Raw genomic sequence first — 22,110 nt, 5'->3', positions numbered from 1 at the left:
CGCAGCATGTGCCGGGGCCTCCATCCCTTTGCCGCAGCGGGTGCAAATGATGCACGACCGATAGCATTGGGCTCCTGATACCCGCGTAAAATCCAGGATTTGGGGTAACGCTCGGGCCTTCGCACTGATCAAGCCATTACCGCAGTCTCAATCACAGATAACCAGCCGTAGTAACGAACGCGCAGAAACAGGGGGTGGGACGATGAACACCATGCTTTATCCAGAGCTTTACAAATCACTCGAATCGGTTCGCTGGGACATGGAAAAAGACATTCCCTGGAGCACATTCGATCCCACGCTGCTCACCGACGAGCAGGCCGCCACCATCAAGATGAACGCGATCACCGAATGGGCCGCGTTACCCGCCACTGAAATGTTTCTGCGCGATAACCATCACGACAGCGATTTCTCGGCGTTCATGAGCGTGTGGTTTTTTGAAGAGCAAAAACACTCGCTGGTGCTGATGGAGTATCTGTGCCGCTTCAAGCCAGAAATGATGCCCAGTGAGGAAGAACTGCATGCGGTGCGCTTCGAGTTCGATCCGGCGCCACCGCTCGAAACCCTGATGCTGCATTTCTGTGGCGAAATCCGCTTGAACCACTGGTATCGCCGCGCTGCCGAATGGCACACCGAGCCGGTCATCAAGCAAATCTACGAAACCATCTCCCGCGATGAAGCCCGTCATGGTGGCGCGTATTTGCGCTACATGAAAAAGGCGATGGCGCAAAGCGGCGATGTCGCACGGGCGGCATTTGCCAAGATCGGTGTGTTGATGGCCTCGGCCCGGCGGACGGACAAACCGCTTCATCCAACCAATCTGCACGTCAATCAGGCGCTTTTTCCGCGCGACACAGTTCAGTCGCGCTTGCCGGACCCGGAGTGGCTCGAACGCTGGCTCGACGAGCAAATCCGCTTCGACGACAGTTGGGAAAAGAAAGTCGTGGAGCGCATCTTGCACAACCTGTCGGTGCTGTTCGAACGCACGTTCAATACCGCCCAAGAGTTGAACCGCTATCGCAAGGAAGTGGTCCAGCGTTTGCAAACTGAACAGGCTGCCGCGCAGCAACCGGTGTAAAGGCCGGCCCGCTCGCCGGCTTGGCTTATGTGCGTTGTTCATGTGCGCGAGGTGGCCCGCGCGGCGCTCAAACGCAGATCAACGGCCCAGCATGCATGTGCATGCTGGGCCGTTGTCGTTGCGGGGGCCACTTGATTTATCCCGTTGATTTATCCCGTTGAGTTATCCCGTTCCTGTGAATCTTTTATTTCTGGGTACTGATCCATGTCTGCCATTTTCGAGCGCAAGCTGACGACGCGCGAGGCGCTCACACAACGCCGTTCCACCCTGGCCGGGCCGGTGGTATTTACCAATGGAGTGTTCGATATCCTGCATCGTGGCCACGTCACCTATCTGGCGGCGGCGAAAGCGCTGGGCGCGTGCCTGATCATCGGCGTGAATAGCGATGCCTCGGTGCGGCTGCTGGGTAAGGGCGATGACCGGCCCATCAATCACGAAGCGGACCGCATGGCGTTGCTGGCGGCACTGGAAAGTAGCGATTGGGTTGTGCGCTTCGATGAACCGACGCCACTGGCGCTGATCGAGGCATTACATCCCGATGTGCTGGTCAAGGGCGGGGATTACGACATGGATGTGCTGCCTGAAGCCGCGCGGGTGCGTGGTTGGGGGGGGCGGGCGCTGGCGATTCCGTTCGAGCACGAGCGCTCGACAACCGCGCTGCTAAAAAAAGTCCGGGCGCACGGTTGAGATTTTCACGGCATGAGCGCTGAGGCCGCGACCGGCGCTTCGGGCATGGGGCTGCCAATCACGACCTGATCGGCGGCTTCAGCGGCGGTGATGGGGCGCACCTTGAGCCATTCAGGATGTAACTGCCGGTTCAGGTAATGCGCTTCATGCGGGCTGGCCGAAGGCAGTGGGCCAAATGTGCCACGCACGGCAGCGAAGGCGCCCAGGTTAGCGAGTAGCAAGATAGCAATCAGCCAGCGCAGCATGGTTGAAAACTCCATCGAAAAAGTAAAAACATAAACAGCGTAGCGTCAGGGCGTTCGGGCCGTGCATGCCGCTCACAGCGGCGCGGCAAACGCGCCGGACGCCGGGCAAAGGCTGGCGGCGGCGATTCGTGCGAGGCCCGACAGCACCAGTGTGTCATGACGCGTGTGCGGCACTTGCAACATCGTGCTGACCTCATCGGCGGCGCCGCCGCCGAGTACCAGACGCACGGGGGTTTGCCACGTATCGCTCAGGTCATGCCACATGCGTTCGATCAAACTGGCTTGCGCCAGCGCGCAGCCCGCTGACACCGAATGCCGGGTATCGCTGGCAAACCACGGGCCATGTTGCGGACTGTGCGCCAGCAGGCCACGCGCGGCCTGGGCGTCGAGCGTGGGTAACTGGGCTGTGTGTTCGCCGAGCGAGCGCATCATGAGCGACCAGCCCGGCGCAATCAGTCCGCCGATGAAACTGCCATCCGCGCGCAAGGCTTCGAGCGTGGTGGCGGTGCCCAGGGTTGCAAGCAAAAGCGCTTCGCCAGGAAAGGCCGCGTGAGCGCCAATCAACCCGGCCCAGCGGTCGCTGCCTAGCGTGGAAGGCGTGGTGTAACCGTTAGTGACGCCGCATTGATGCGCCTGCGCGCGGATGGTGGTGCAAGGCAGGCCGGGCCAGTGTGCGTTGAGCAGGGCGGTGAGACGCTGCGCGACGGCCGCACCTGCAACATTCGACAGCCATACGCTGCCTGGCCGGGGCAGTTGCCGCCAGGCGGCGATGCTAGCCGCCAAAGATGCTGCGGCTTCGGCCGATTGGGTCGATTGGGTCGCTTCGGCCGCGGTATGTGCACCCGGATCCGGAGCATGGGTGAAAGCGCCGGTCTGTGCCACGGTTCCGTCGGCCTGTGCTAGCGCCCACTTGACGCGGCTATTGCCCGCGTCAATCAGCAAGAAGGGCGCGCTCGCGCTCATGGGGCACCGCCGTCCGTGGCGAGGCGCAGCGAGACATCGCCTGTCGCAATTGTTTCGCGGCCGGTGGCGGTGTCGAGCAGCAGTTGCCCGCGCGCATCCACGCCAGCGGCCACGCCGCGTGCCACTTCGATACCTTGCTCCAGCAACACGACTTCGCGGCCCGCATAGGCATGACAGGCATTCCAGCGCGGCTGGAACGGTGCGAAACCCGCTTGTCCAAAACGTTGCAAGGCGGCCTCAAGCGCATTGAGTTCAGCGGCGAGCGTATCGGTGAGATTGGCTGAGGGCAGGGCGCGCGAGAGCGTCGTCGGCGTCGTGCCAGGCGTTCGCTCGCCGCTATTGAAGGCGCTGACCTTGGCTGCCAGTTGCTCGCCGCCTTTCACATTCGTGCCGATGCCGATGACCACCGCACTGGCGCTAGCCGTGCTCCACGCGGTTTCGATCAGAATGCCCGCGAGCTTGTCGCCTTCCAGCAGTACGTCATTGGGCCATTTCAGCGCGATTTGCCCGGGGGCGGTGAGGGGCAGTGAGCGTAGCCCGTCCACCAGCGCCACGCCCACGGCGAGACTGAGCCCCGCGAGGTTTTCGAGTGGCCGGGGTAGCACGCAGGCCACCGAAAACAGCAGCGCATTGCCCGGCTCAGCATACCAGGCGCGCCCCCGGCGGCCCCGGCCTGCTGTTTGCAGATAGGCGACGCGCACAATGGGCCGTGGCAGCGCGCTGGCGCGGCGTGGCAGCGCTTTCATGCGCGCCATCAGGTCGGCATTGGTCGAGCCGGTTTCCTCGACGATTTCGACAGGCCAATGGTGTGCGGCAGGGCCAAACAGGGCGACGGCGCGGTCGCGGTCGATGCGCCAATCGTCCGTATGGGCTGCATGGTGGGGGGCGGTGGGGGCATTCATGCCGCGTATTGTAGCCATAGGGCATGTTGGCCAGTCGTTTCAGACATAGCTTCGTTACAATGGCCCCTGTTCCTATAACTGAATCCCGCGATCCTTGAACTACGACACTCCGCCCGGCCTCGATATCGCCGCAGACAACCAAGGCAAGATTGTCCGGCTATCTGGCCAGTGGACCACGCTAGCGCTGGCACACGACCGTGCCCGAGGCGGCATCGTGCTGCGCTTGCGTGACCTGACGCCGCAAACGGTTCATCAGTGGGATTTATCGCGTGTCGAGCGCATGGATTACGTGGGCGGCCAGGCGCTGTGGCGTGTCTGGGGGCGTCAGCTTCCTGCCGGCATCGCGCTCACCGAGACCCAGCGCGACATCTTCAGCCGGATTGCGCTGCTCGATACGACCCGTACCGCGCCCGAGCCGGTTCCGCGCATTGATCCCATCACTCGCCTCGGGCTGGGTATTTTTTCCTTTGCCGAGAATTTGTCGGGTGGCCTGACGATGCTCGGCCGTGTCGTGCTGGATTTTCTGTCAATTCTGCGGCATCCCAAAACCACACCTTGGACCGAAATCTCCGCCAACATCTATAACGCGGGCGCGAAAGCGCTGCCGATCACCGCGCTGGTCGCGTTTCTGATCGGTATCGTGCTGAGTTATTTATCCGCGCAACAGTTGCGGCTGTTCGGCGCCAACCAGTTCATCGTGAATATCCTCGGGCTCGCGGTGATCCGCGAACTGGGGCCTGTGCTGTCGGCGATCCTGGTGGCAGGGCGCTCGGGTTCGGCGATTACCGCTCAAATCGGCGTGATGCGCGTGACCGAAGAGCTCGATGCCATGCGCGTGATGGGCATTCCGCATGGTTTGCGCCTGATCTTGCCGCGTGTCGTGGCGCTCGGGGTGGCGATGCCCTTGCTGGTGATGTGGACCAACATCATTGCCCTGACCGGTGGCGCACTGGCCGCGAAGATCGTGCTGGGCATCGACATGACGTATTTCGCCCGCTCGCTGCCCAACGTCGTGCCCATTGCGAACCTGTGGATTGGACTTGGCAAAGGGGTGGTGTTCGGCATGCTGATTGCGATCGTCGGCTGTCATTTTGGTTTTCGCATCAAGGCGAATTCACAAAGCCTCGGCGATGGCACGACCGCCTCGGTGGTGACGTCGATCACCGTGGTGATTCTGGCCGACGCGGTCTTTGCGATCATGTTCCAGAGCGTGGGGATCTGATGTCGACGCCGTCCGCTACCACGGTCCCATCGCCGCCGTCATCGTCGCCGTCATCGCCGCCGTCATCGTCGCAGCAGCCGTCGCAGGGTGCGCGGCAGGCCGTGATCGAAGTCCGCGATCTCACGAAACGCTATGGGCGTAACCTGGTCCATCAGCATTTGAATCTCGATGTCTGGCGCGGCGAGATTCTGACGCTGGTCGGCGGTTCGGGCTCGGGCAAAACCACGCTGCTGCGACAGATTCTCGGTCTGGAACAGCAAACGTCGGGCACGATCAAGGTTTTTGGCGAAGACACCCTGACGATCGACCCTCGCGCCGCACGCCTGATGCGGAGCCGCCTCGGCATGCTGTTTCAGCAGGGCGCGCTGTTTTCGTCGCTGTCCGTCTTCGACAACATTGCACAGCCGCTGCGCGAACTGGGCCGGGTGCCGGAAGACCTGCTGCGTGACATCGTCATGCTCAAGCTGCAAATGGTCGGGCTGCCCTGCAAACACGCGTCGAAGATGCCCTCGGCATTGTCGGGGGGAATGGTCAAGCGGGTGGGTATCGCCCGGGCTATCGCGCTGGAACCTGAGCTGCTGTTTCTCGATGAGCCTACCGCGGGGCTCGATCCACGCGCTTCCGATGAATTTGTCGAACTCATTGGCATGTTGCGGCGCGCGCTTGGGCTGACCGTGGTGATGGTGACGCATGACCTCGACACGATGGTGGCGCTCTCGACGCGCGTTGCGGTGCTGGCTGACCGTCGGGTCCTGGTGGCGGCGCCGGTGGAAGAAGCGGCGGCAGTCGATCATCCGTTTATCCGCGAATTTTTTCTGGGCCGCCGCGGCCGCCGTGCCTTGCAGGCGCTGCCGCCGGAGCGCCGGGCCAAGCTGCCGCCTGCGGCGTTTGAAGAGACGTTCGAATCGCCGCCTGGGGCGTCGTTCGATGGGGTCTTGTCGTCGTTCGATGGGGCGTCATCTGACAAACCACATACCGCTGTGAATCGGGGAAGCTGATATGGAAAACAAGGCGCATGCCTTCTGGGCGGGGCTGTTTACCGTGGCGCTGCTGGTGGCCATTGGGCTGGCGGCGTTTTTATTCAACGTCGATCGCTCGGTGCGCGTGCCCTACGACCTGATTGCGCGCACCAATGTGACGGGGCTGTCGGTCGATGCCGCGGTGCGTTATCGCGGGCTGGGCGTGGGCAAGGTGCAATCGATCCGTTTTGACCGCGAGCATCCCGGGCAGATCGTGATTCGCATCATGGTCGACAAAAACACGCCGATCACGCAATCCACGTTTGGCACCCTTGGGTTTCAGGGTGTGACAGGCATCGCTTTCGTGCAACTGGACGATACCGGGCACGATTCTGCGCCGCTGCTTTCGTCCGGGCAGACGGTGGCGCAGTTGCCGCTGCATCCAGGGCTTTTCGACCAGTTGCAAAAACGCGGCGATGTGCTGTTGAGCAAACTCGAAAAAGTCGCCGGCGATGTTGACCGGCTGCTGTCCGATGATTCCCAGCGGCAATTGCTCTCCACGATGGCAAGCCTGCAACATGCCGCCGATGGCGTGGCCACGTTGACGCAGCAAATGGCTCCAGCCGCAGGCAAGCTGCCCGCCACGCTTAACCAGCTCAACCAGACGCTTGCCAGCACAGGGCAGTTCATGAGCGGGTTGAACCGGCCGGATGGCCCTTTCACCGTGAATCTCAACAAGGTTGGAACCGCGGCGGAGCAAGCCGGTGTGGCGCTGACGTCGATGGATTCGGCCTTGCAGGATCTGTCGGGCCGAGTCGGGTATGAGACGCTGCCGCGTTTTAATGGCATGGCGCAAGACGTGCGCGCGGCAGCGCGTTCGCTCAATCACGCCGCCGACACCTTCAGCGCGAACCCGAACAGCGTTCTCTTTGGCGCACCCCGCGCGATACCCGGCCCGGGCGAGCCCGGTTTCACCTGGCCTGCTGGCGCGCCGGAACGCCCGTCCAACGCACCTTGATCTCTGGGAAGATTCCGTCATGCCGCTCTCGTTTTTATTTCCCCCGTTGTCCGCGCGCACGCGTGTTACCGCGTTGCTGGCCACGCTGACGTTGCTCGCGGGATGCGCGGGCACGTCCGTTGGCTCCAATATGCGCTACGACCTTGGGCCGCTCGTGCCGCCTTCGGTGGTGGGCACGCGGCCTGCAGTCAAGGTGCTTGATGTGGATGCTTCGGATGCGCTCGATTCCGACAAGCTGGTTTACCGCCTCAGCGATATCGACGCGCAACAGACCGGCGCTTATGCACACAGCCACTGGATCATGCCGCCAGCGCAATTGTTGACGCAGCATTTGCGCATGGCGCTCACGGCAAATGGGCCGGTGCTGAGCGGTGGCGACAGGGTGCGGGCGCCGGTGCTGAAAATCAGCCTCGACGAATTCGAGCAGGTGTTCGACGGACATACGCAAAGCCATGGTGCGGTGACCGTCCGCGCCACGTTGTTGCATCATGGCGTGCTCCTGGGCCAGCGCACGTTTATCGCCCAGGCACCCGCCAGCACGCCTGACGCAGCCGGCGGAGCACGGGCGCTGCGCGCCGCCAGCGCTGAGCTGATTGCGCAGATCTCAGCCTGGGTCAGCGCACAGACGCAGGCGGCGCCTCCGGTTACGCCGCCGCCCTAAACGCCTGCAGCATCGGCATCGTGAATTCTCCGCTGTGGCCGCGCCATCCCTCTGCGTTCGCGCGCCAGACGTTGGCGCTGTATGCCGCACTGATTGTGTATGCCTCGTGGTACCCGTTTGCGGGTTGGCGCTCGCAGGGCATCGGCCTCTTCGATTATTTGACGAACCCGCTGTCGCACTATCTGAGCGTCTTCGACATCGTCATCAATGTGCTCGGTTACATGCCGTTCGGTGCGCTTCTTGTGCTGGCGCTGTATCCGCGCTGGTGCGGCGCTCGCGCGGTTGGGCTGGCGTTGGGTCTCGGTACCTTGCTGTCGGCTGTCATGGAAGCGGGGCAAACCTGGCTGCCCACGCGCGTGGCATCCAATCTCGATCTCGTGGCGAATGTACTGGGCACGCTGCTGGGCGCGGTGCTGACGGCGCCTGTCGTGAGCGGGTTGCTGGAGCGAAGTCGCTTGCGGCGTTTGCGTTTGGCCTGGTTCGAGCGCGATGCCACGGCGTTGCTCGGTTTTGCGGCGTTATGGCCGTTAGCGACGATTTTTCCGACGCCCTGGCTGTTTGGCATGGGCACCTGGCCGAGTGAGCTGTGGTCGCGTTTCGATCCGGCGATGCAGGACGCGTTGCTCAACGGGCTGCCTGATGCGGTGTGGCATGCGTGGGAGAGGCACGCGGCGTGGCCAGCGAGGTTAGGCGCGATGCTGCCCGATGCGACATGGGAGGCGCTTGTCACAGGCTTGAGCCTTTTTGCGGCGGGTGCGCTGGCGTCGTTGCCGATGCGTCCGCGAGCGCCGCAAGTGCGCTTGTTGCTGGCGCTGATCGCACTGACGCTGCTGCTCAAGCTCGGCGTGAGTGGCTTGCAGTCGCGCGCGGGCCTGGTCTTCGAATGGCTGACGCCAGGCGCTCGCTGGGGGCTGGCATGGGGCACGCTGGCGTTGTGGCTCGCGCTGCGGTTATCGCGGCGGTGGCGCGCAGTCTGCGCGGCGCTCGCGCTGATCGTCGCACTGTTGCTGGTGAACCTGTTGCCACAAAATCCGTATTTCGATGTCGTGCTGGCCGACTGGCGTCAGGGGCGCTATGTGCATCTCAATGGGCTGGCGCGCTGGCTGGCGTGGGTTTGGCCGTATGCGGCCCTGGCATGGCTGGCCTTCGCGGCGGAGCGCAACTGGCTGGCGCGCCGCCGCAGCAAGGGCTAAGCGCGGCCGTGCTGGGCATGGCGCTCGTATAATTCGCGGCACGCCGGGGCGCTTGGCCCTTGCCTGCGTAATGTATTCCGATGGCATTCCGATGCATTCCTGACGTTTTGTATTTTCCGATTTTCGATGGCGAAAGACCCCATGGATTCCTTCTATAAGCATCACGTTTTTTTCTGCCTGAACCAGCGCGAAGCGGACGCCGGGCGCCCAAGCTGCGCCAACTGCAACGCCCAGGCGATGCAGGAGTATGCGAAAAAACGCGTCAAGGAACGGGGCCTGGCCGGCCCCGGTCAGGTACGCATCAACAAGGCCGGCTGCCTTGACCGTTGCGAGGAAGGCCCGGTGCTGGTCGTGTATCCCGAAGGGACCTGGTACACCTATATTGACGAATCCGATATCGACGAAATCGTCGATTCCCATCTGGCGCGCGGCCTGGTTGTCGAGCGTCTGAAGCTCGACCGGTAAGCCACACGATGAACGTTCATACACAAAAATTCCTGCTCGATGGCCCGGTTGGCAAGATCGAAGTGGCCTGCGATCTGCCCGACGGCCTGCGCGAGCATGGGAGCGCGCCGCGCGGCATTGCGCTGGTCGCGCATCCGCATCCGCTTTTTGGCGGCACGATGGACAACAAGGTGGCGCAGACGCTGGCACGCACGCTGGTGCAACTGAATTACGTGACGTACCGCAGCAATTTTCGCGGGGTGGGGGCGACCGAAGGCGAGCATGACAATGGCCTGGGTGAGCGCGATGATCTGCGTGCCGTGCTTGACCATATGCGTGCGCAGCCTGGTCTGGCATCGTTGCCGCTGGTGCTGGCGGGGTTTTCGTTTGGCACGTTCGTGCTGTCGCATGTCGCCGCGCGTTGGCTCGAAGAGGGGCAGGCGCTCGAACGCATGGTGCTGGTGGGCACCGCCGCGAGCCGCTGGGAGGTCGCCGCGGTGCCGCAGAACACCCTCGTCATCCACGGCGAAACCGATGAAACCGTGCCGCTGCAGTCGGTCTACGACTGGGCGCGGCCACAGGAGTTGCCGGTGGTGGTGATCCCCGGCGCCGAGCATTTTCTGCATCGCAAGCTGCATGTGCTCAAGCGCATCATCGTGGATGCATGGCACTAAATCCGCTGGCTTTGCGCGGGCCTTGAGCTTGTTTAGCGCTTGCCTGATCCCGGCTTCGTGCGTACTTTCGGAACGTGCGAGCGGCGCCTGGCATGTCAGCGACGAATCTCGCGTGCGTATAATGAGCGCTCATTTTTAGGCTCAATCCGGCCAGGTTCAGCAGGCCTTCACGCTGCAAGCCCACGCGAGTGGCGAGTGACGAGTGACAACGCAGCGTGTTGCGCGAACCGATCGCGTGGCCGAAAGTCGAATGGGCTTCGCACGACACCCACGGGTTTCATCATGTTTCGCGGTGTCCCGTGCGAAATGCTCGCCGACCGGCTCTTCCAAACTGCGCGCCCTGTGCGCGGCTCATTTCTGCCCGACTCGATCCTATGCGTTTTCCTTTCTCTGGTTCTGCACCGATTTCGCCGTCCACGTCTTTATCTTTTGCTCCTCAAGCCTGGCGCCGCAAGATGACGCTCGCGCTGCTACTGCCCGCATCGCTCATCGCAAGCACGGCGCTGGCGCAAGTGCCGCCGCCTGCTGTCAATGCGCGCTCGTGGGTGCTGGTGGATGCTACCGCCAACCAGGTGCTGGCATCCGGTAACGCCGATGAGCGTGTCGAACCGGCTTCGCTGACCAAGCTCATGACAGCGTATCTGGTGTTCGAAGCGCTACAGGCCAAAAAAATCACGATGGAGCAAACCATTTTGCCCAGTGAAGCGGTTCGCCGTGTGCGCAACGACGAATCCCGCATGTTCATCGAAGCGAACAAGCCGGTGACGGTGCATGACCTGGTGTACGGCATGATCGTGCAGTCGGGCAATGACGCCGCGATCGCCCTGGCTGAACTGGTGGGCGGCAGCGAAGCCCAGTTCGTCAACATGATGAATACCGAAGCACAACGTCTCGGCATGAAGCACACGCATTTCGCCGATGTGAATGGCATGCCCGATCCGCAGCACTACACCACCGCCGGTGATCTGGCGCTGCTCTCGACGCGCCTGATCCGTGATTTTCCCGACTACTACAACATCTTTTCGGTCAAGGAATTCACCTACAACAAGATCCGGCAACCTAATCGCAACCGCCTGCTCTGGCTGGATCCAACCGTGGACGGGTTGAAAACGGGGCATACGCAAGCAGCGGGTTATTGCCTGATCGCTACGGCCAAGCGTCCGCTGCCCGGTGCAACCGATGCCTCACGCCGTCTGGTGACCGTGATGATGGGCGAGGTCAAGGAGCACGACCGGGTACAAGACAGCATGAAGATGCTGAACTATGGCTACACCGCGTATGACACGGTGCGCCTGTATCAGGCGGGTCAGGTCATCGAAACCCCGCGTGTCTACAAGGGCACGAAAGACACGCTCAAGGTGGGGGTGAAGCGCGATCAGTACATCACGGTGCCCAAGGGCGTGGGCGACAAGGCCAAGCCGCAAATCGTGCTGACCAGCCCGCTGCTGGCACCGCTGGCCGATGGTCAGGCCGTGGGCTCAGCGAAGGTCGTCGTGGATGGCAAGACGCTCACGCAGTTCCCGGTGGTCGCACTCGAAGCCGTGCCGCAAGCGGGCGTTGCCGGCCGCATGTGGGATTCGATCGTGCTGATGTTCAGCAAAAAGAAGTAAGCCAGCATGGCTGTCGTGTGTCGTGTGTCTCGTCTGGCACGTGATATGCGGCGGCCGGGCATCAAGGACTTTTCCCGTGGATGAATCTTTATTCAAGTTTCCCTGCGATTTTCCGATCAAGGTGATGGGCAAATCGCATCCTGAGTTCAGGGACGCCATTGCAGCGGTGATCCAGCAGTTCGACAACGGTTTTGCGCCCGAGCAGCTGGAAGTTCGGCCATCGGGCAGCGGTAATTACACGGGCCTCACCGCCACGGTACGCGCGCTGAACCGCGAGCATCTCGATGATATTTACCGGGCCCTGACCGGGCATCCGATGGTGAAGGTGGTGCTGTAGCGCCGCCGTGAGGGGGCGCGCTAGCGTTGCGGCGGGGTGGTGGGTGGGGCGGGCGTGAGTTGGGCGAGGCTGGCGCTACTCTGGTTTTCAGCGCACGCATGTTCGAACAGCAATCTGAAGCGCGCAACTTCGGCAAACACCCAGTCCCGGAATGCCTTGACGCGCCCGGTTTGGATCATTTGCGGCGAGCAGATGAAGAAGTACTGCCATGGGCTGGGTCCGTCGATATCGAACAGCCGCACCAGGCGGCCCGCGGCGATTTCATGCATCGCCAGCGAGCGCCGCGTAAGCGCGACGCCCTGGCCATCAATCGCGGCTTGTAGCAGGTTCGATGAATCCTGATATAGCACGCCCCGCTTCGGTTCTGGCCAGTCGCCAAGGCCTGCTGCATCAAACCACGGACGCCACAATTCCTCGTCGGAGCGCAGCAGCGGCACATGGGCCAGATCAGCGGGCGTTTGCGGCAGCGCGCCGCCGTTAAAGTCTGGCGCACAGGCCGGAAAGAAAATCTCTTCGAGCAGCAGTTCGGCATGCAAGCCGGGGTAGACGCCAAAGCCAAAACGGATGGCAACATCAATGTCATCACGGGAAAAATCGGCTAGCGCATTGGTTGACAGCAGCTCCAGATCCCATTGCGGATGGGCTTCGATAAACCCGCCGATACGCGGCGTGACCCAGCGCGCGGCGAACGATGACAGCATCGACACCACGAGCCGCCGCTCGCGGTCTCCGGCGCGAATCTCACGGGTGGCATCCGCGAGCGTCATCAAGGCTGCGCGCACCTGCGAGGCGTAACGGCGCCCTATTTCAGTGAGCTGGATGCGCTTGCCCGCGCGGGTGAACAGCACGACGCCCAGTTCGGCTTCGAGCGCCCGGATCTGATGGCTAACGGCGCCGTGGGTGACGAAGAGCTCGTCGGCGGCGCGGGAAAAGCTTTCGTGACGGGCGGCAGCCTCGAATGCCTTGATGGCGTTCAGCGCGGGGAGTTGTCTCAGATCCATCGTAGTTTTTCTCACATAAGCGTGAAATTTGATCGTTTTGTCAGAGCGCTTGCAGTGCCTAGGATTGTAGGCATCAAACGATTATTGGCGGAGGCGGTCATGCGAGAAATTTCTTCTAGCATCACGTTCGAAATCACGGCGGGCGAAACCGTGCCGATGAGCGTGGCGCGCAGTACGAGCCTGACGCCTCACGGCGGCGCGGTGTGGGTGACACGCAGCGACGACGTTGAAGATTACTGGCTTGCGCCGGGACGCACTTTGCATTTGCGGCGCGGCGAGCGGTTGTGGCTGAGCGTCGATGGCGCGGCTCAGGCGCAGGTGTCGTTTGCGCTGCCTGTGCAGTCTGAGGAGAAGGCGCTGCACGGCCTGGCCTGGCTGGCTGAGCGGCTGACGGCGAGGTGGCGCGGTGGTTTGCGCACGGTGTGAAAGATGTTGGATGCGGGGCGGCGTGGCGCTAGCAATGAGGCGAGTTCCGTGATGTTGCCTCTGGTTTTTCAGGCGCTTGCAGTGACACGCCTTTCCGGCGCTCCCTCGGCGCGGCGGTGCGGTTTTCGGTAGACTGGCGCCACTATGCGTCTTGCGTTTGCTGTTTCTGCGTTGGCCATTTTTTTTGACTTTTCGCCTGGCACCGGTTGCTTTGCCTGATTCTTCTCCTATTCTGCATGCGGCACCCCCGCCCCACGCTGCCGTGAGCGCTGGGGCCTCGTCTGCGTCTGCCCCAGCGCCTGGCGTGCGCTGGCTGGGCCGCGAGCCTTATGTCACCAGCTTCGCAGCGATGCGCGCGTTCACCGACCAACGCACGCCTGATACGCCTGATGAAATCTGGCTGGTCGAACATCCTCCGGTTTTCACGCTGGGCCAGGCGGGAGACCCAGCGCATTTGCTGGCGGCAAATAGCCGCATTCCTCTGGTCAAGGTGGATCGTGGTGGGCAAATCACCTATCACGGGCCCGGACAGCTTGTCGCCTACCTGCTGCTTGATTTGCGCCGCCGCAAGCTGATGGTGCGCGAACTCGTGACGCGCATCGAACAGGCCGTGATCGACACCCTTGCGGCGTATAATCTCGCGGGCGAGCGCCGGGCGGGCGCGCCGGGCATCTACGTCGCACCGGGCGAGCAGGCAGGCGCGCATGCCGGAGCGAAAATCGGCGCGCTGGGCCTGAAAATCCGCAACGGATGCAGCTATCACGGCGTCAGCCTGAACGTGCAAATGGATTTGCAGCCTTTCCTGGCGATTAACCCATGCGGCTATGCCGGGCTCGAAACCACCGATATGGCAACGCTTGGCGTCACCGCTAGCTGGGACGACGTGGCTCATACGCTCGCAGCACGACTCATTGCCAACCTCGACGGCGGTTCCGTGGCCGTCGCCCAACCCCAGGCTAGCGCCGCCAGCCTGACTGGACCCCACGAATGACCGACGTTACTCCGACTCTCACAAGCCCAGGCGCTCCCGCCGCTCCCGCCGCTTACGACGCCACCGCGAAGCAAAAAGCACAAGCCAAAACCGCACGCATTCCGATCAAAATCATTCCCATTGAAAAGCTGAAAAAGCCCGACTGGATTCGGGTGAAAGCGGCGACCGGCAGTTCGCGTTTCTATGAGATCAAGCAGATCCTGCGTGAGCACAATCTGCATACGGTCTGTGAGGAAGCGAGCTGCCCCAATATCGGCGAATGCTTTGGCAAGGGCACGGCGACGTTCATGATCATGGGTGACAAGTGCACGCGCCGCTGCCCGTTTTGCGATGTGGGCCATGGCCGCCCGGACCCGCTCGATGCGGACGAGCCCGCCAATCTGGCGCGCACTATTGGCGCGCTCAGGCTGAAATACGTGGTGATTACCAGCGTTGACCGCGACGATCTGCGTGATGGTGGCGCGGCGCATTTTGTCGAGTGCATTCGCCAGGTGCGGGAGCATTCTCCCGAAACCCGCATCGAAATTCTGACGCCTGATTTCCGCGGTCGGCTGGACCGCGCAATCAGCATCCTGAATGCCGCGCCCCCCGATGTGATGAATCACAATCTCGAAACCGTGCCGCGTCTGTACAAGGAAGCGCGCCCTGGCTCGGATTACGCGCATTCGCTCAAGCTGCTGAAAGATTTCAAGGCGCTGCATCCCGAGGTGGCAACTAAATCGGGGCTGATGGTGGGCCTGGGTGAAACCGAAGAAGAAATCTTGCAGGTGATGCGCGATCTGCGCGAACACAACGTCGATATGCTGACGATTGGGCAGTATTTGCAGCCGTCGGAGCATCATTTGCCAGTGCGCTCGTATGTGCATCCCGATACGTTCAGGATGTACGAGGAAGAGGCGTACAAGATGGGTTTCACCCATGCAGCGGTAGGCGCGATGGTGCGCTCCAGTTATCACGCCGATCTGCAGGCACATGGCGCAGGCGTGGTTTGAACTAACGGCAGCATCTGCCGCGTAGCGCTGCGCTGCACCAGACAATGTAACAACGCCCCGGACACGCATCATGTGTCCGGGGCGTTGTTGTGTGTGGCGGCGCGCGGGATAGCGTGCGGGGCCACACAGGTTCACCCGTTAAGTCGCAAGACGTTCTTCGAATGCGCTTTTGGTCTGCGTCAGCGCAGCAGGCAGGCCTTGTTGCAACTTCTCGAATAGCTCCGTATGCAAGTTCAACTCGGTGCGCCACGCGTCGGTGTTTGACGAGATCACTTCGGCGAATTGCTCGCGGTTGAAGTCGAGCCCGCGCCAGTCCAGATCGTCGTAACGCGGCGAGAGACCAAACGCGTGCTCCGCGCCTTCAGCCTTGCCTTCGATCCGGCCGACCATCCACGCCAGCACCCGCATGTTCTCGCCGAAGCCAGGCCAAACAAACTTGCCCTCGGCATTCTTGCGAAACCAGTTCACACAGAAAATCTTCGGCAGTGTGGCGTGCATCTGCGTGAGCCGCTCGCCGGTTTTGAGCCAGTGGCTGAAGTAATCGCTCATGTTGTAGCCGCAAAAGGGCAGCATCGCAAACGGATCGCGCCGCACGACGCCTTGCTGGCCCGCCGCCGCCGCGGTGGTTTCCGAACCCATCGTGGCCGCCATGTAAACACCTTCGGCCCAGTTGCGCGCTTCGGTGACGAGCGGCACGGTGCTGGAGCGCCGGCCGCCGAAGATAAAGGCATCGATAGGCACGCCCGCCGGGTTTTCCCAGTCGGCATCGATGGATGGGCATTGCTGCGCGGGCGCCGTGAAGCGCGCATTCGGATGCGCCGCCTTGCGGCCTGTTTCGCGCGCGATGGCAGGCGTCCATTCCTGGCGCTGCCAGTCGATCAGATGCGCGGGCGGCGTGTCCGTCATACCTTCCCACCAGACATCGCCATCGTCGGTGAGCGCGACGTTGGTGAAGATGACGTTTTCTTTCAGCGTCGCCATGGCGTTGAAATTGGTTTTTTCGCTCGTGCCTGGCGCCACGCCAAAATAGCCCGCCTCCGGATTGATCGCATACAGGCGGCCGTCCTTGCCAGGCTTGATCCAGGCGATGTCATCGCCGATGGTCGAAATACTCCAGCCCTCGAGCGTTTGCGGCGGGATCAGCATCGCAAAGTTGGTTTTGCCGCAGGCCGATGGAAAGGCCGCCGCCACGTAATGTTTGCGTCCTTGCGGCGAGGTCACGCCGAGGATCAGCATATGCTCGGCCAGCCAGCCTTCGTCACGGCCCATCGTCGATGCAATCCGCAACGCGAAGCATTTCTTGCCCAGCAGCGCATTGCCGCCATAGCCCGAACCGTAGCTCCAGATTTCGCGCGTTTGCGGGAAGTGGACGATGTATTTCGTGTCATTGCAGGGCCATGGCACGTCGCGCGCACCGGCGGCGAGCGGCGCGCCAACCGAATGCACGCACGGCACGAAGGCGCCATCCGTGCCGAGCACGTCATAAACCGCGCGACCCATGCGCGTCATGATGCGCATGTTGGTGACGACATAAGGGCTATCGCTCAGTTCGACGCCGATATGGGCGATGGGCGAGCCAAGCGGCCCCATTGAAAACGGCACGACATACATCGTGCGGCCACGCATCGCGCCCTCGAACAACCCGTTCAGCGTGCCTCGCATTTCGGCGGGATCGACCCAGTGGTTAGTCGGGCCCGCGTCTTCACGGCGCGGCGAGCAGATGAAGGTGCGATCTTCGACCCGCGCGACATCGGACGGGTCCGACCATGCCAGATACGAGTTAGGGCGTTTGGCGGGATTGAGTTTTTGCAACGTACCCGCCGCGACCATCTGCGCGCACAGCCGGTCGTATTCTTCTTGCGAGCCGTCGCACCAGACCACCTGATCCGGCTGGGTTAGCGCGGCGATGCGCTCCACCCAGGCAATGAGCTGGCGTTGCCGGACCCATTCCGGAGGCTGGAGGGTGAAAGATTGGGGCTGAGCGGATTTAGTGTGGGGAGAATGACTCATCGTGACTCCATTTCATAGCGGCAAAATAAAACCGGTATGAACCCATGACGCTGCTTGCGAGAGGCGTATCTGTCTGCTTCCGGGCAACCCCGGTGCAAAAAAGGATGCAGGATGTCGTGGAGTTCATAAGCGGGCTGCGGCATGTCCGTCTGAAACCTTCTGTAAAGCGGCTTGCGTGGACATGCAACAAACTGTAAAACCGTGCTGTGTCTGGCATGTGCTCTACGTCACAGAGCGAGAGGGCACTCAGCATAGCATTCCGTTTCGCTTCCCATGGTGCCTCGCAAAACCTATCTGCCATGAAAATTGCCATCCTTGACGATTACCAGGACGCTGTTCGCAAGCTCAACTGCTTCCCTTTGCTGGCTAACCACGAGGTCAAGGTCTTTAACAATACGGTGCGCGGCTTGGGACAACTGGCCAGCCGCCTGGGAGAAGTCGACGCGCTTGTTCTGATTCGTGAGCGTACGCGGGTCAACGCCCAACTGCTCGATAAACTTCCGCACCTCCGGCTGATCAGCCAGACCGGCAAGGTCTCCGGTCATATCGACCTCGCGGCCTGCACCCAGCGCGAGATTGCCGTGATGGAAGGCCACGGCTCACCGGTTGCGCCCGCCGAACTCACGTGGGCCCTCATCATGGCCGCGCAGCGGCGCATTCCGCAATATGTGGCCAATCTCAAGCAAGGCGCCTGGCAGCAATCCGGGCTGAAAACCTCGGCGCTACCGCCCAATTTTGGCTTGGGCCAGGTGCTGCGAGGCCAAACCCTTGGTATCTGGGGCTACGGCAAAATTGGACGGCTCGTTGCCGGATATGGCCGCGCATTTGGCATGGACGTGCTGATCTGGGGCCGAGAACACTCGCGGGAAGCCGCGCGCGCCGATGGTTACAGCGTGGCGGATAGCCGTGAAGCGCTTTTTGCGCAAAGCGATGTGCTCTCGCTGCATCTGCGTTTGCACGATGACACGCGCGGTATCGTGACATCCAGGGAGCTGATGCTGATGAAGCCCACCGCGCTTTTCGTCAATATCAGCCGCGCTGAGCTGCTGGAAGAAAACGCGCTCGTGAACGCACTCGCGCACAACCGGCCGGGGATGGCCGCGCTCGATGTCTACGAAAGCGAACCTATCTTGCAAGGCTACAGCCTGCTGCGGATGGAGAATGTGATTTGCACGCCGCATATCGGCTATGTCGAACGGGAGAGTTACGAGCTGTATTTCTCCGCCGCATTCAACAACATTCTGGCGTTTGAAGCCGGCGACACAACGAATGTCGTGAATCCGGAAGTGCTACAGGGCAACGTGCGGCGGCGTCAGAGCTGATGCGGGCGCCGGTGCGAGAGCGGCCAGATCGGGCACTAACTGCAAGAAACGCTCGCCATCGACGCGGCCCAGATCATAAGCCAGCTGCATTTGCGCCGGGTTCGTGTAATCCCAGCTGGACACCGGCACTTTGCGCGAAGGCTGCACATAAAAACGCTGCTGGGTACCGTGCGGCACGACAAAGGTTTGCGGCCGCGGATAAAGACGTGTGACCAGAACGAGTACCTTTCCCGGTGAATCATCGAGCGCGCTGACCGGCACGTTATCGACCATGCCACCATCCAGGACGGGCCGTCCATTACGCCGCAAGACAGGCGTAAAAGGCGGCGTGCAGGAAGATTGCAGGATCAGGTCAGCGAGCGCCTCGACTGACGCGCAATCTTGTACCCGGACAAATTCCGGACGAAACCCCAGTGTTTGGCCGAGTGTTGGATGCAGCGTTTTGCGGATGTATTTCTCGATGTTGTAGGCCACCAGCCCCGCCGCGACCGCGCTACGCGCCCCAAGCCAGCGCGGCACATGCGAGACGCCGACGCGAATTTCCGGCGCTTGTGCCAGCGAGGAGAACGCTTCACCGTAAATATCGAGCAATGCCTGACGATAGATCCGGTAATGCGGGAACACCGGCTCCTGACGTAGCAGGTTGCCCCAGTACGCATTTTTGGTGTTGTGGCGCAGCGCTTCCTGGTAATAGCGCATGACCCAGCCTGTTTCGCGCGTATAGAGCATGCATGCGGTGGCGGCACCCGCCGAAATTCCAGTGATGACACGCGGGCGCAGATCCAGCGCCGGACGGACGACATCCCAAAACCCGCCTTGCCACCAGCAACGATTACCCCCGCCCGCGAATACGATCTGATCGAACATTGCTGATTTCCCTTCGAAGGTCGTGACTGAAATGAGGAACGGGTGTTGTCAAGCGAGCCGCTCGTTCATCGAGCCGCTTGAGTTAGTCGAGCAGCGCGTAAGTCGTGGTGGCATGGGCGGCCATTTTCCCCACACCGTCGATGATTTCGACTTCGCCAAAGACCAGGTTGCGGCCCATGCGCAGGACGCGGGCCGTAATGAGCAGATCTCCGTTGCGTACCGCGCGGATAAAATTGGTGTTGAGCGAGACCGTGGTCATGGGCTGAAAGCCTCCGAGCGCCGCCGAAATGGCGACGATCATTGCGGTGTCGGCCGCCGCCATGAAGACCTGGCCGCAGATCATGCCGCCCCCATGGCGCAACTCGCCCGAAAACGGCAGACGAAGCGTGGCGCTGGTTTCATCGACCGCGACTGGGGTGAGTGCCAGTGCGCGTACCCACGGCGCGAGAATGTGGTCGAGCAGTTCGCGGGTTGCGTTGTCGTCCATGGGGGCTCCCGGTTGTCGGTTGTGTTTCGATTGGTTTCCCGGTGGGAAGGGCGGTGAGCGGAGCTGTACTGGGTGCGAGATGTGCTCTGGGTATGAGAGGCTTCGCGCCGTCACATGATACCGGGATGCTGTTGGGCAGTGCCTTTCTGCCGGCAGACCTTTGGCGAGTGCTTTTTTGGGGGGGAGGTTTTGCGGATGTTTTTGGGGGGGTGGGAGGGAGAAGGGGGTAGGCAAGCGATAAATATTGCGGCATAATTCGCCCTCTGTTTGGGGCGTTAGCTCAGTTGGTAGAGCAGCGGACTCTTAATCCGTAGGTCGAGTGTTCGAGTCACTCACGCCCCACCAAAGATATCAAGCACTTAGCCCAGCCTACACGGCTGGGCTTTTTGCTTTCTGGGATCGTGTAGGCGTTATATAGGAAAATTCGATCAACTCGGACCGGCGTTCGTCGCTACATCTCGACTAAAACCGGCACACAGCATTCAGCGCATGCAATAAGCTAGAGTCCCGGCAGCGCAGACCGCCCGGTTGGTAGTCTGGTATTCAGGTGTGGGCGTAACTTTGCGGCCTGCTCCATTTCGCCAGGGTCTGCAACACGGTCGTGCGCCTGCTTCGGGTCAATCAGTCCCCGCGTGTGCAATCGAAATGTCTTTCGTGCCCGCGAACAGTAGAACCGTCTTATAGACAAAAACTGACCATCACGGGATCGGCTTTCGGGCCGCGTTCTGGCTGTCTGCATACAGACCGGTTGGCGCTTCGTGGGTATCGAACTGGACCCGGTGCATTTCGATAACGCCTGTAAGCGCCTCGGAAACGCGCACCGCCAGGGCACGCTATTCGAGCATGCGGACAATACGCCGGAACGGGCGCGTTTGACGCTCGAATAAAAAAGCCCCGCCGAAACGGGGGCGATACCGTCACAGCGCAGAGGGTCAATCCACGCTTGGCGTCTGCGGGCGCAGTTTCAGATACCAGATCACGGCGCCCGTTGATCCAAGCTCCGGTCCCGGCATGATTTCGCCTGCGCTCATCCTGAACGTCTTGTTGTTCAGGTGCGGCGCGTACCATTCGCCGCTCTCGGGACACACTTCGCCTGGGCGTGCCTGACGCACGACCGGTGCATTAAGGTTGGCGGACAGGTCTGGTGCAAAGTAGTCATCTTCTTCGGACGGAATACCGCCGCTCATGTAGCGCGAGTCCTTCCAGATCAACCGCCAGCGCACGTCTTCCAGCGTATCCCTGCCTTCGAACTGGTACTGGCTCGCCGTATCGCCTACGAGATAGTAGTTGGGGCAACGAACACCGATCTTTGGATCAACCGGCCACGGCTCCCATATGCCCGTCACAGGTATCTGGCGACCACTCCATACCTCGCCCGTGCTGTCTTCATTACGCGTCGGACACTTGGCAAGCTGTGCAGGAAAGCGGATGGGCGGAATAAGGTTGAACGGCACTGAGTCAAAGAAGATGCTTTCATAGGTCCAACGCATAACCGCGCGAGCGTCATATCGGTCATTCGCGTAAACGCGCCCCTCTTTGTTGAGGGTTCCGAACAGCAAAGACATTAGATTTCCGGAGAGAGCAGCCTTTCCAAATATCCCGACGGACTCGTATTTGGGAAAGCGATAACCAAGCTTGTAGAACAGTCCCCCGGCGTATCGTAGCAATTGTCTGTATAGCGGCGACCCCACATGAAACTGCTGAACTTGACACCCCGGCGCAGCATGTCGAACGCTTCGACGCGGCGGGCCGGGACGGTCAAAAGCGGCCATGCGTACTCCATTGGTTGCAGGAACTCCAGAAAGTAGCGAAGGTCTTCGTCATACTGGACCGGCTTGCCATTCGCACCGACTTCCACATTTTCCGGCCGTTTGATTTCCTGTTCAAAATCACGCAGGAACTCCCGATACAAATCAATCGCACGTCGCAGCAGAGTGGCACTCGTGTACTTCTTCAGCAGGTAGAACGCGCGGTCACGCGCGGCCTCATCATTCCTTCCCGCGACAAAGATAAAGTCTGACATT

The 22,110-nt window shown here is 61.4% G+C and carries 24 protein-coding genes, 1 tRNA gene and 1 pseudogene; 17 read left to right on the top strand and 9 right to left on the bottom strand.

Annotated features, from left to right (window positions below):
- Positions 1-202: 202 nt before the first annotated feature.
- Positions 203-1,075, top strand: coding sequence for a ferritin family protein (locus GH657_RS14290; protein ID WP_153101523.1), 873 nt, complete (start codon positions 203-205; stop codon positions 1,073-1,075).
- 204 nt (positions 1,076-1,279) lie between these two features.
- Positions 1,280-1,762, top strand: a complete 483-nt coding sequence (gene rfaE2, locus GH657_RS14285) for a D-glycero-beta-D-manno-heptose 1-phosphate adenylyltransferase (RefSeq protein ID WP_153101522.1) — start codon at positions 1,280-1,282, stop codon at positions 1,760-1,762.
- A gap of 5 nt (positions 1,763-1,767) precedes the next feature.
- On the opposite strand, the gene GH657_RS14280 is transcribed toward rfaE2, so the two are convergent.
- From GH657_RS14280 to GH657_RS14270, 3 genes are all read right to left on the bottom strand, one after another.
- A complete protein-coding gene (locus GH657_RS14280; RefSeq protein WP_153101521.1) occupies positions 1,768-2,007 on the bottom strand; it encodes a hypothetical protein in 240 nt (79 codons plus the stop codon).
- Between the two features lie 72 nt (positions 2,008-2,079).
- Positions 2,080-2,970, bottom strand: a complete 891-nt coding sequence (locus GH657_RS14275) for a type III pantothenate kinase (protein ID WP_153101520.1) — start codon at positions 2,968-2,970, stop codon at positions 2,080-2,082.
- A complete protein-coding gene (locus tag GH657_RS14270) occupies positions 2,967-3,872 on the bottom strand; it encodes a biotin--[acetyl-CoA-carboxylase] ligase (RefSeq protein ID WP_153101519.1) in 906 nt (301 codons plus the stop codon). The genes GH657_RS14275 and GH657_RS14270 overlap by 4 nt, the downstream gene beginning before the upstream one ends.
- Positions 3,873-3,966: 94 nt before the next feature.
- On the opposite strand from GH657_RS14270, the gene GH657_RS14265 reads away from it, so the two are divergent.
- From GH657_RS14265 to GH657_RS14225, 9 genes and pseudogenes are all read left to right on the top strand, one after another.
- The gene (locus GH657_RS14265; RefSeq protein ID WP_153101518.1) at positions 3,967-5,094 is read left to right on the top strand and encodes an MlaE family ABC transporter permease; all 1,128 of its coding nucleotides are present in this window, start codon (positions 3,967-3,969) and stop codon (positions 5,092-5,094) included.
- Positions 5,094-6,002: pseudogene (locus GH657_RS14260) on the top strand (ABC transporter ATP-binding protein); the annotation flags it as partial. The gene GH657_RS14265 and the pseudogene GH657_RS14260, both read left to right, overlap by 1 nt.
- Positions 6,003-6,093: 91 nt before the next feature.
- Positions 6,094-7,071: an MlaD family protein gene (locus tag GH657_RS14255; protein ID WP_153101516.1), complete on the top strand. Its 978-nt coding sequence runs from the start codon at positions 6,094-6,096 to the stop codon at positions 7,069-7,071.
- A 19-nt stretch (positions 7,072-7,090) separates the two neighbouring features.
- Entirely contained in the window at positions 7,091-7,732 is a 642-nt protein-coding gene (locus GH657_RS14250; RefSeq protein ID WP_153101515.1) for an ABC-type transport auxiliary lipoprotein family protein, read from the top strand.
- 20 nt (positions 7,733-7,752) lie between these two features.
- On the top strand, positions 7,753-8,925 hold the full coding sequence (locus tag GH657_RS14245; protein WP_174769954.1) for a VanZ family protein: 1,173 nt from the start codon (positions 7,753-7,755) through the stop codon (positions 8,923-8,925).
- A 141-nt stretch (positions 8,926-9,066) separates the two neighbouring features.
- Positions 9,067-9,390: a (2Fe-2S) ferredoxin domain-containing protein gene (locus GH657_RS14240; protein WP_153101513.1), complete on the top strand. Its 324-nt coding sequence runs from the start codon at positions 9,067-9,069 to the stop codon at positions 9,388-9,390.
- 8 nt (positions 9,391-9,398) lie between these two features.
- Positions 9,399-10,043 (top strand): alpha/beta hydrolase, encoded by a 645-nt coding sequence (locus tag GH657_RS14235; protein ID WP_153101512.1) that lies wholly within the window; start codon positions 9,399-9,401, stop codon positions 10,041-10,043.
- A 374-nt stretch (positions 10,044-10,417) separates the two neighbouring features.
- Entirely contained in the window at positions 10,418-11,653 is a 1,236-nt protein-coding gene (locus GH657_RS14230; RefSeq protein ID WP_174769953.1) for a D-alanyl-D-alanine carboxypeptidase family protein, read from the top strand.
- Between the two features lie 76 nt (positions 11,654-11,729).
- Positions 11,730-11,990 carry a DUF493 family protein gene (locus GH657_RS14225; RefSeq protein ID WP_153101510.1) on the top strand — a complete coding sequence of 87 codons (261 nt, stop codon included), beginning with the start codon at positions 11,730-11,732 and terminating at the stop codon, positions 11,988-11,990.
- A 20-nt stretch (positions 11,991-12,010) separates the two neighbouring features.
- On the opposite strand, the gene GH657_RS14220 is transcribed toward GH657_RS14225, so the two are convergent.
- Positions 12,011-12,991 (bottom strand): transcriptional regulator GcvA, encoded by a 981-nt coding sequence (locus GH657_RS14220; protein WP_153101509.1) that lies wholly within the window; start codon positions 12,989-12,991, stop codon positions 12,011-12,013.
- Positions 12,992-13,090: 99 nt separating this feature from the next.
- Between GH657_RS14220 and GH657_RS14215 the strand changes: the two genes are divergently transcribed.
- The 3 genes from GH657_RS14215 to lipA all read left to right on the top strand — a co-directional run bounded on the left by GH657_RS14215 (position 13,091) and on the right by lipA (position 15,400).
- Positions 13,091-13,417 carry a DUF2917 domain-containing protein gene (locus tag GH657_RS14215; RefSeq protein ID WP_153101508.1) on the top strand — a complete coding sequence of 109 codons (327 nt, stop codon included), beginning with the start codon at positions 13,091-13,093 and terminating at the stop codon, positions 13,415-13,417.
- A 262-nt stretch (positions 13,418-13,679) separates the two neighbouring features.
- On the top strand, positions 13,680-14,408 hold the full coding sequence (gene lipB, locus GH657_RS14210) for a lipoyl(octanoyl) transferase LipB (protein ID WP_425495758.1): 729 nt from the start codon (positions 13,680-13,682) through the stop codon (positions 14,406-14,408).
- On the top strand, positions 14,405-15,400 hold the full coding sequence (lipA, locus tag GH657_RS14205) for a lipoyl synthase (protein ID WP_153101506.1): 996 nt from the start codon (positions 14,405-14,407) through the stop codon (positions 15,398-15,400). Before lipB ends, lipA begins: the two co-directional genes overlap by 4 nt.
- Before the next feature lie 138 nt (positions 15,401-15,538).
- Here the strand turns inward: lipA and GH657_RS14200 are convergent, their stop codons facing one another.
- Positions 15,539-17,410, bottom strand: a complete 1,872-nt coding sequence (locus GH657_RS14200; RefSeq protein WP_153101505.1) for a phosphoenolpyruvate carboxykinase (GTP) — start codon at positions 17,408-17,410, stop codon at positions 15,539-15,541.
- A gap of 299 nt (positions 17,411-17,709) precedes the next feature.
- On the opposite strand from GH657_RS14200, the gene GH657_RS14195 reads away from it, so the two are divergent.
- On the top strand, positions 17,710-18,732 hold the full coding sequence (locus tag GH657_RS14195) for a D-2-hydroxyacid dehydrogenase family protein (RefSeq protein ID WP_153101504.1): 1,023 nt from the start codon (positions 17,710-17,712) through the stop codon (positions 18,730-18,732).
- Here GH657_RS14195 and GH657_RS14190 read toward each other — a convergent pair.
- Positions 18,700-19,599, bottom strand: a complete 900-nt coding sequence (locus GH657_RS14190; protein ID WP_153101503.1) for a patatin-like phospholipase family protein — start codon at positions 19,597-19,599, stop codon at positions 18,700-18,702. The genes GH657_RS14195 and GH657_RS14190 overlap by 33 nt on opposite strands.
- Before the next feature lie 82 nt (positions 19,600-19,681).
- Complete coding sequence (locus GH657_RS14185; protein WP_153101502.1) at positions 19,682-20,086, bottom strand: PaaI family thioesterase; 405 nt, start codon at positions 20,084-20,086, stop codon at positions 19,682-19,684.
- Between the two features lie 269 nt (positions 20,087-20,355).
- Here GH657_RS14185 and GH657_RS14180 point away from each other — a divergent pair.
- Together GH657_RS14180 and GH657_RS18425 are read left to right on the top strand one after the other, a co-directional pair.
- A tRNA-Lys gene (locus tag GH657_RS14180) sits at positions 20,356-20,431 on the top strand.
- A 413-nt stretch (positions 20,432-20,844) separates the two neighbouring features.
- Positions 20,845-20,973, top strand: a complete 129-nt coding sequence (locus GH657_RS18425; protein ID WP_281349394.1) for a hypothetical protein — start codon at positions 20,845-20,847, stop codon at positions 20,971-20,973.
- Positions 20,974-21,018: 45 nt separating this feature from the next.
- Here the strand turns inward: GH657_RS18425 and GH657_RS18310 are convergent, their stop codons facing one another.
- Both GH657_RS18310 and GH657_RS18305 read right to left on the bottom strand, forming a co-directional pair.
- Positions 21,019-21,651, bottom strand: coding sequence for an Imm72 family immunity protein (locus GH657_RS18310; RefSeq protein WP_246174084.1), 633 nt, complete (start codon positions 21,649-21,651; stop codon positions 21,019-21,021).
- Positions 21,651-22,109 (bottom strand): Imm71 family immunity protein, encoded by a 459-nt coding sequence (locus tag GH657_RS18305; RefSeq protein ID WP_246174083.1) that lies wholly within the window; start codon positions 22,107-22,109, stop codon positions 21,651-21,653. The genes GH657_RS18310 and GH657_RS18305 overlap by 1 nt, the downstream gene beginning before the upstream one ends.
- Position 22,110 lies beyond the last annotated feature (1 nt).

The organism is Paraburkholderia hayleyella (genome assembly GCF_009455685.1).
Lineage (GTDB): Bacteria > Pseudomonadota > Gammaproteobacteria > Burkholderiales > Burkholderiaceae > Paraburkholderia > Paraburkholderia hayleyella.
This window is presented reverse-complemented; position numbering and strand designations above follow the sequence as displayed.

Excerpts from the sequence above, each read along its gene's own strand:
- GH657_RS14270 (WP_153101519.1), bottom strand. The coding sequence starts at position 3,872 with ATGAATGCCCCCACCGCCCCCCACCATGCAGCCCATACGGACGATTGG.
- GH657_RS14250 (WP_153101515.1), top strand. The coding sequence starts at position 7,091 with ATGCCGCTCTCGTTTTTATTTCCCCCGTTGTCCGCGCGCACGCGTGTT.
- GH657_RS14215 (WP_153101508.1), top strand. The coding sequence starts at position 13,091 with ATGCGAGAAATTTCTTCTAGCATCACGTTCGAAATCACGGCGGGCGAA.
- GH657_RS18310 (WP_246174084.1), bottom strand. The coding sequence starts at position 21,651 with ATGTCTTTGCTGTTCGGAACCCTCAACAAAGAGGGGCGCGTTTACGCG.
- GH657_RS14235 (WP_153101512.1), top strand. The coding sequence starts at position 9,399 with ATGAACGTTCATACACAAAAATTCCTGCTCGATGGCCCGGTTGGCAAG.
- lipA (WP_153101506.1), top strand. The coding sequence starts at position 14,405 with ATGACCGACGTTACTCCGACTCTCACAAGCCCAGGCGCTCCCGCCGCT.
- GH657_RS14290 (WP_153101523.1), top strand. The coding sequence starts at position 203 with ATGAACACCATGCTTTATCCAGAGCTTTACAAATCACTCGAATCGGTT.
- rfaE2 (WP_153101522.1), top strand. The coding sequence starts at position 1,280 with ATGTCTGCCATTTTCGAGCGCAAGCTGACGACGCGCGAGGCGCTCACA.
- GH657_RS14230 (WP_174769953.1), top strand. The coding sequence starts at position 10,418 with ATGCGTTTTCCTTTCTCTGGTTCTGCACCGATTTCGCCGTCCACGTCT.
- GH657_RS14280 (WP_153101521.1), bottom strand. The coding sequence starts at position 2,007 with ATGCTGCGCTGGCTGATTGCTATCTTGCTACTCGCTAACCTGGGCGCC.
- GH657_RS14190 (WP_153101503.1), bottom strand. The coding sequence starts at position 19,599 with ATGTTCGATCAGATCGTATTCGCGGGCGGGGGTAATCGTTGCTGGTGG.
- GH657_RS14275 (WP_153101520.1), bottom strand. The coding sequence starts at position 2,970 with ATGAGCGCGAGCGCGCCCTTCTTGCTGATTGACGCGGGCAATAGCCGC.
- GH657_RS14220 (WP_153101509.1), bottom strand. The coding sequence starts at position 12,991 with ATGGATCTGAGACAACTCCCCGCGCTGAACGCCATCAAGGCATTCGAG.
- GH657_RS14200 (WP_153101505.1), bottom strand. The coding sequence starts at position 17,410 with ATGAGTCATTCTCCCCACACTAAATCCGCTCAGCCCCAATCTTTCACC.
- GH657_RS14195 (WP_153101504.1), top strand. The coding sequence starts at position 17,710 with ATGAAAATTGCCATCCTTGACGATTACCAGGACGCTGTTCGCAAGCTC.
- GH657_RS14185 (WP_153101502.1), bottom strand. The coding sequence starts at position 20,086 with ATGGACGACAACGCAACCCGCGAACTGCTCGACCACATTCTCGCGCCG.
- GH657_RS14240 (WP_153101513.1), top strand. The coding sequence starts at position 9,067 with ATGGATTCCTTCTATAAGCATCACGTTTTTTTCTGCCTGAACCAGCGC.
- GH657_RS18305 (WP_246174083.1), bottom strand. The coding sequence starts at position 22,109 with ATGTCAGACTTTATCTTTGTCGCGGGAAGGAATGATGAGGCCGCGCGT.
- GH657_RS14255 (WP_153101516.1), top strand. The coding sequence starts at position 6,094 with ATGGAAAACAAGGCGCATGCCTTCTGGGCGGGGCTGTTTACCGTGGCG.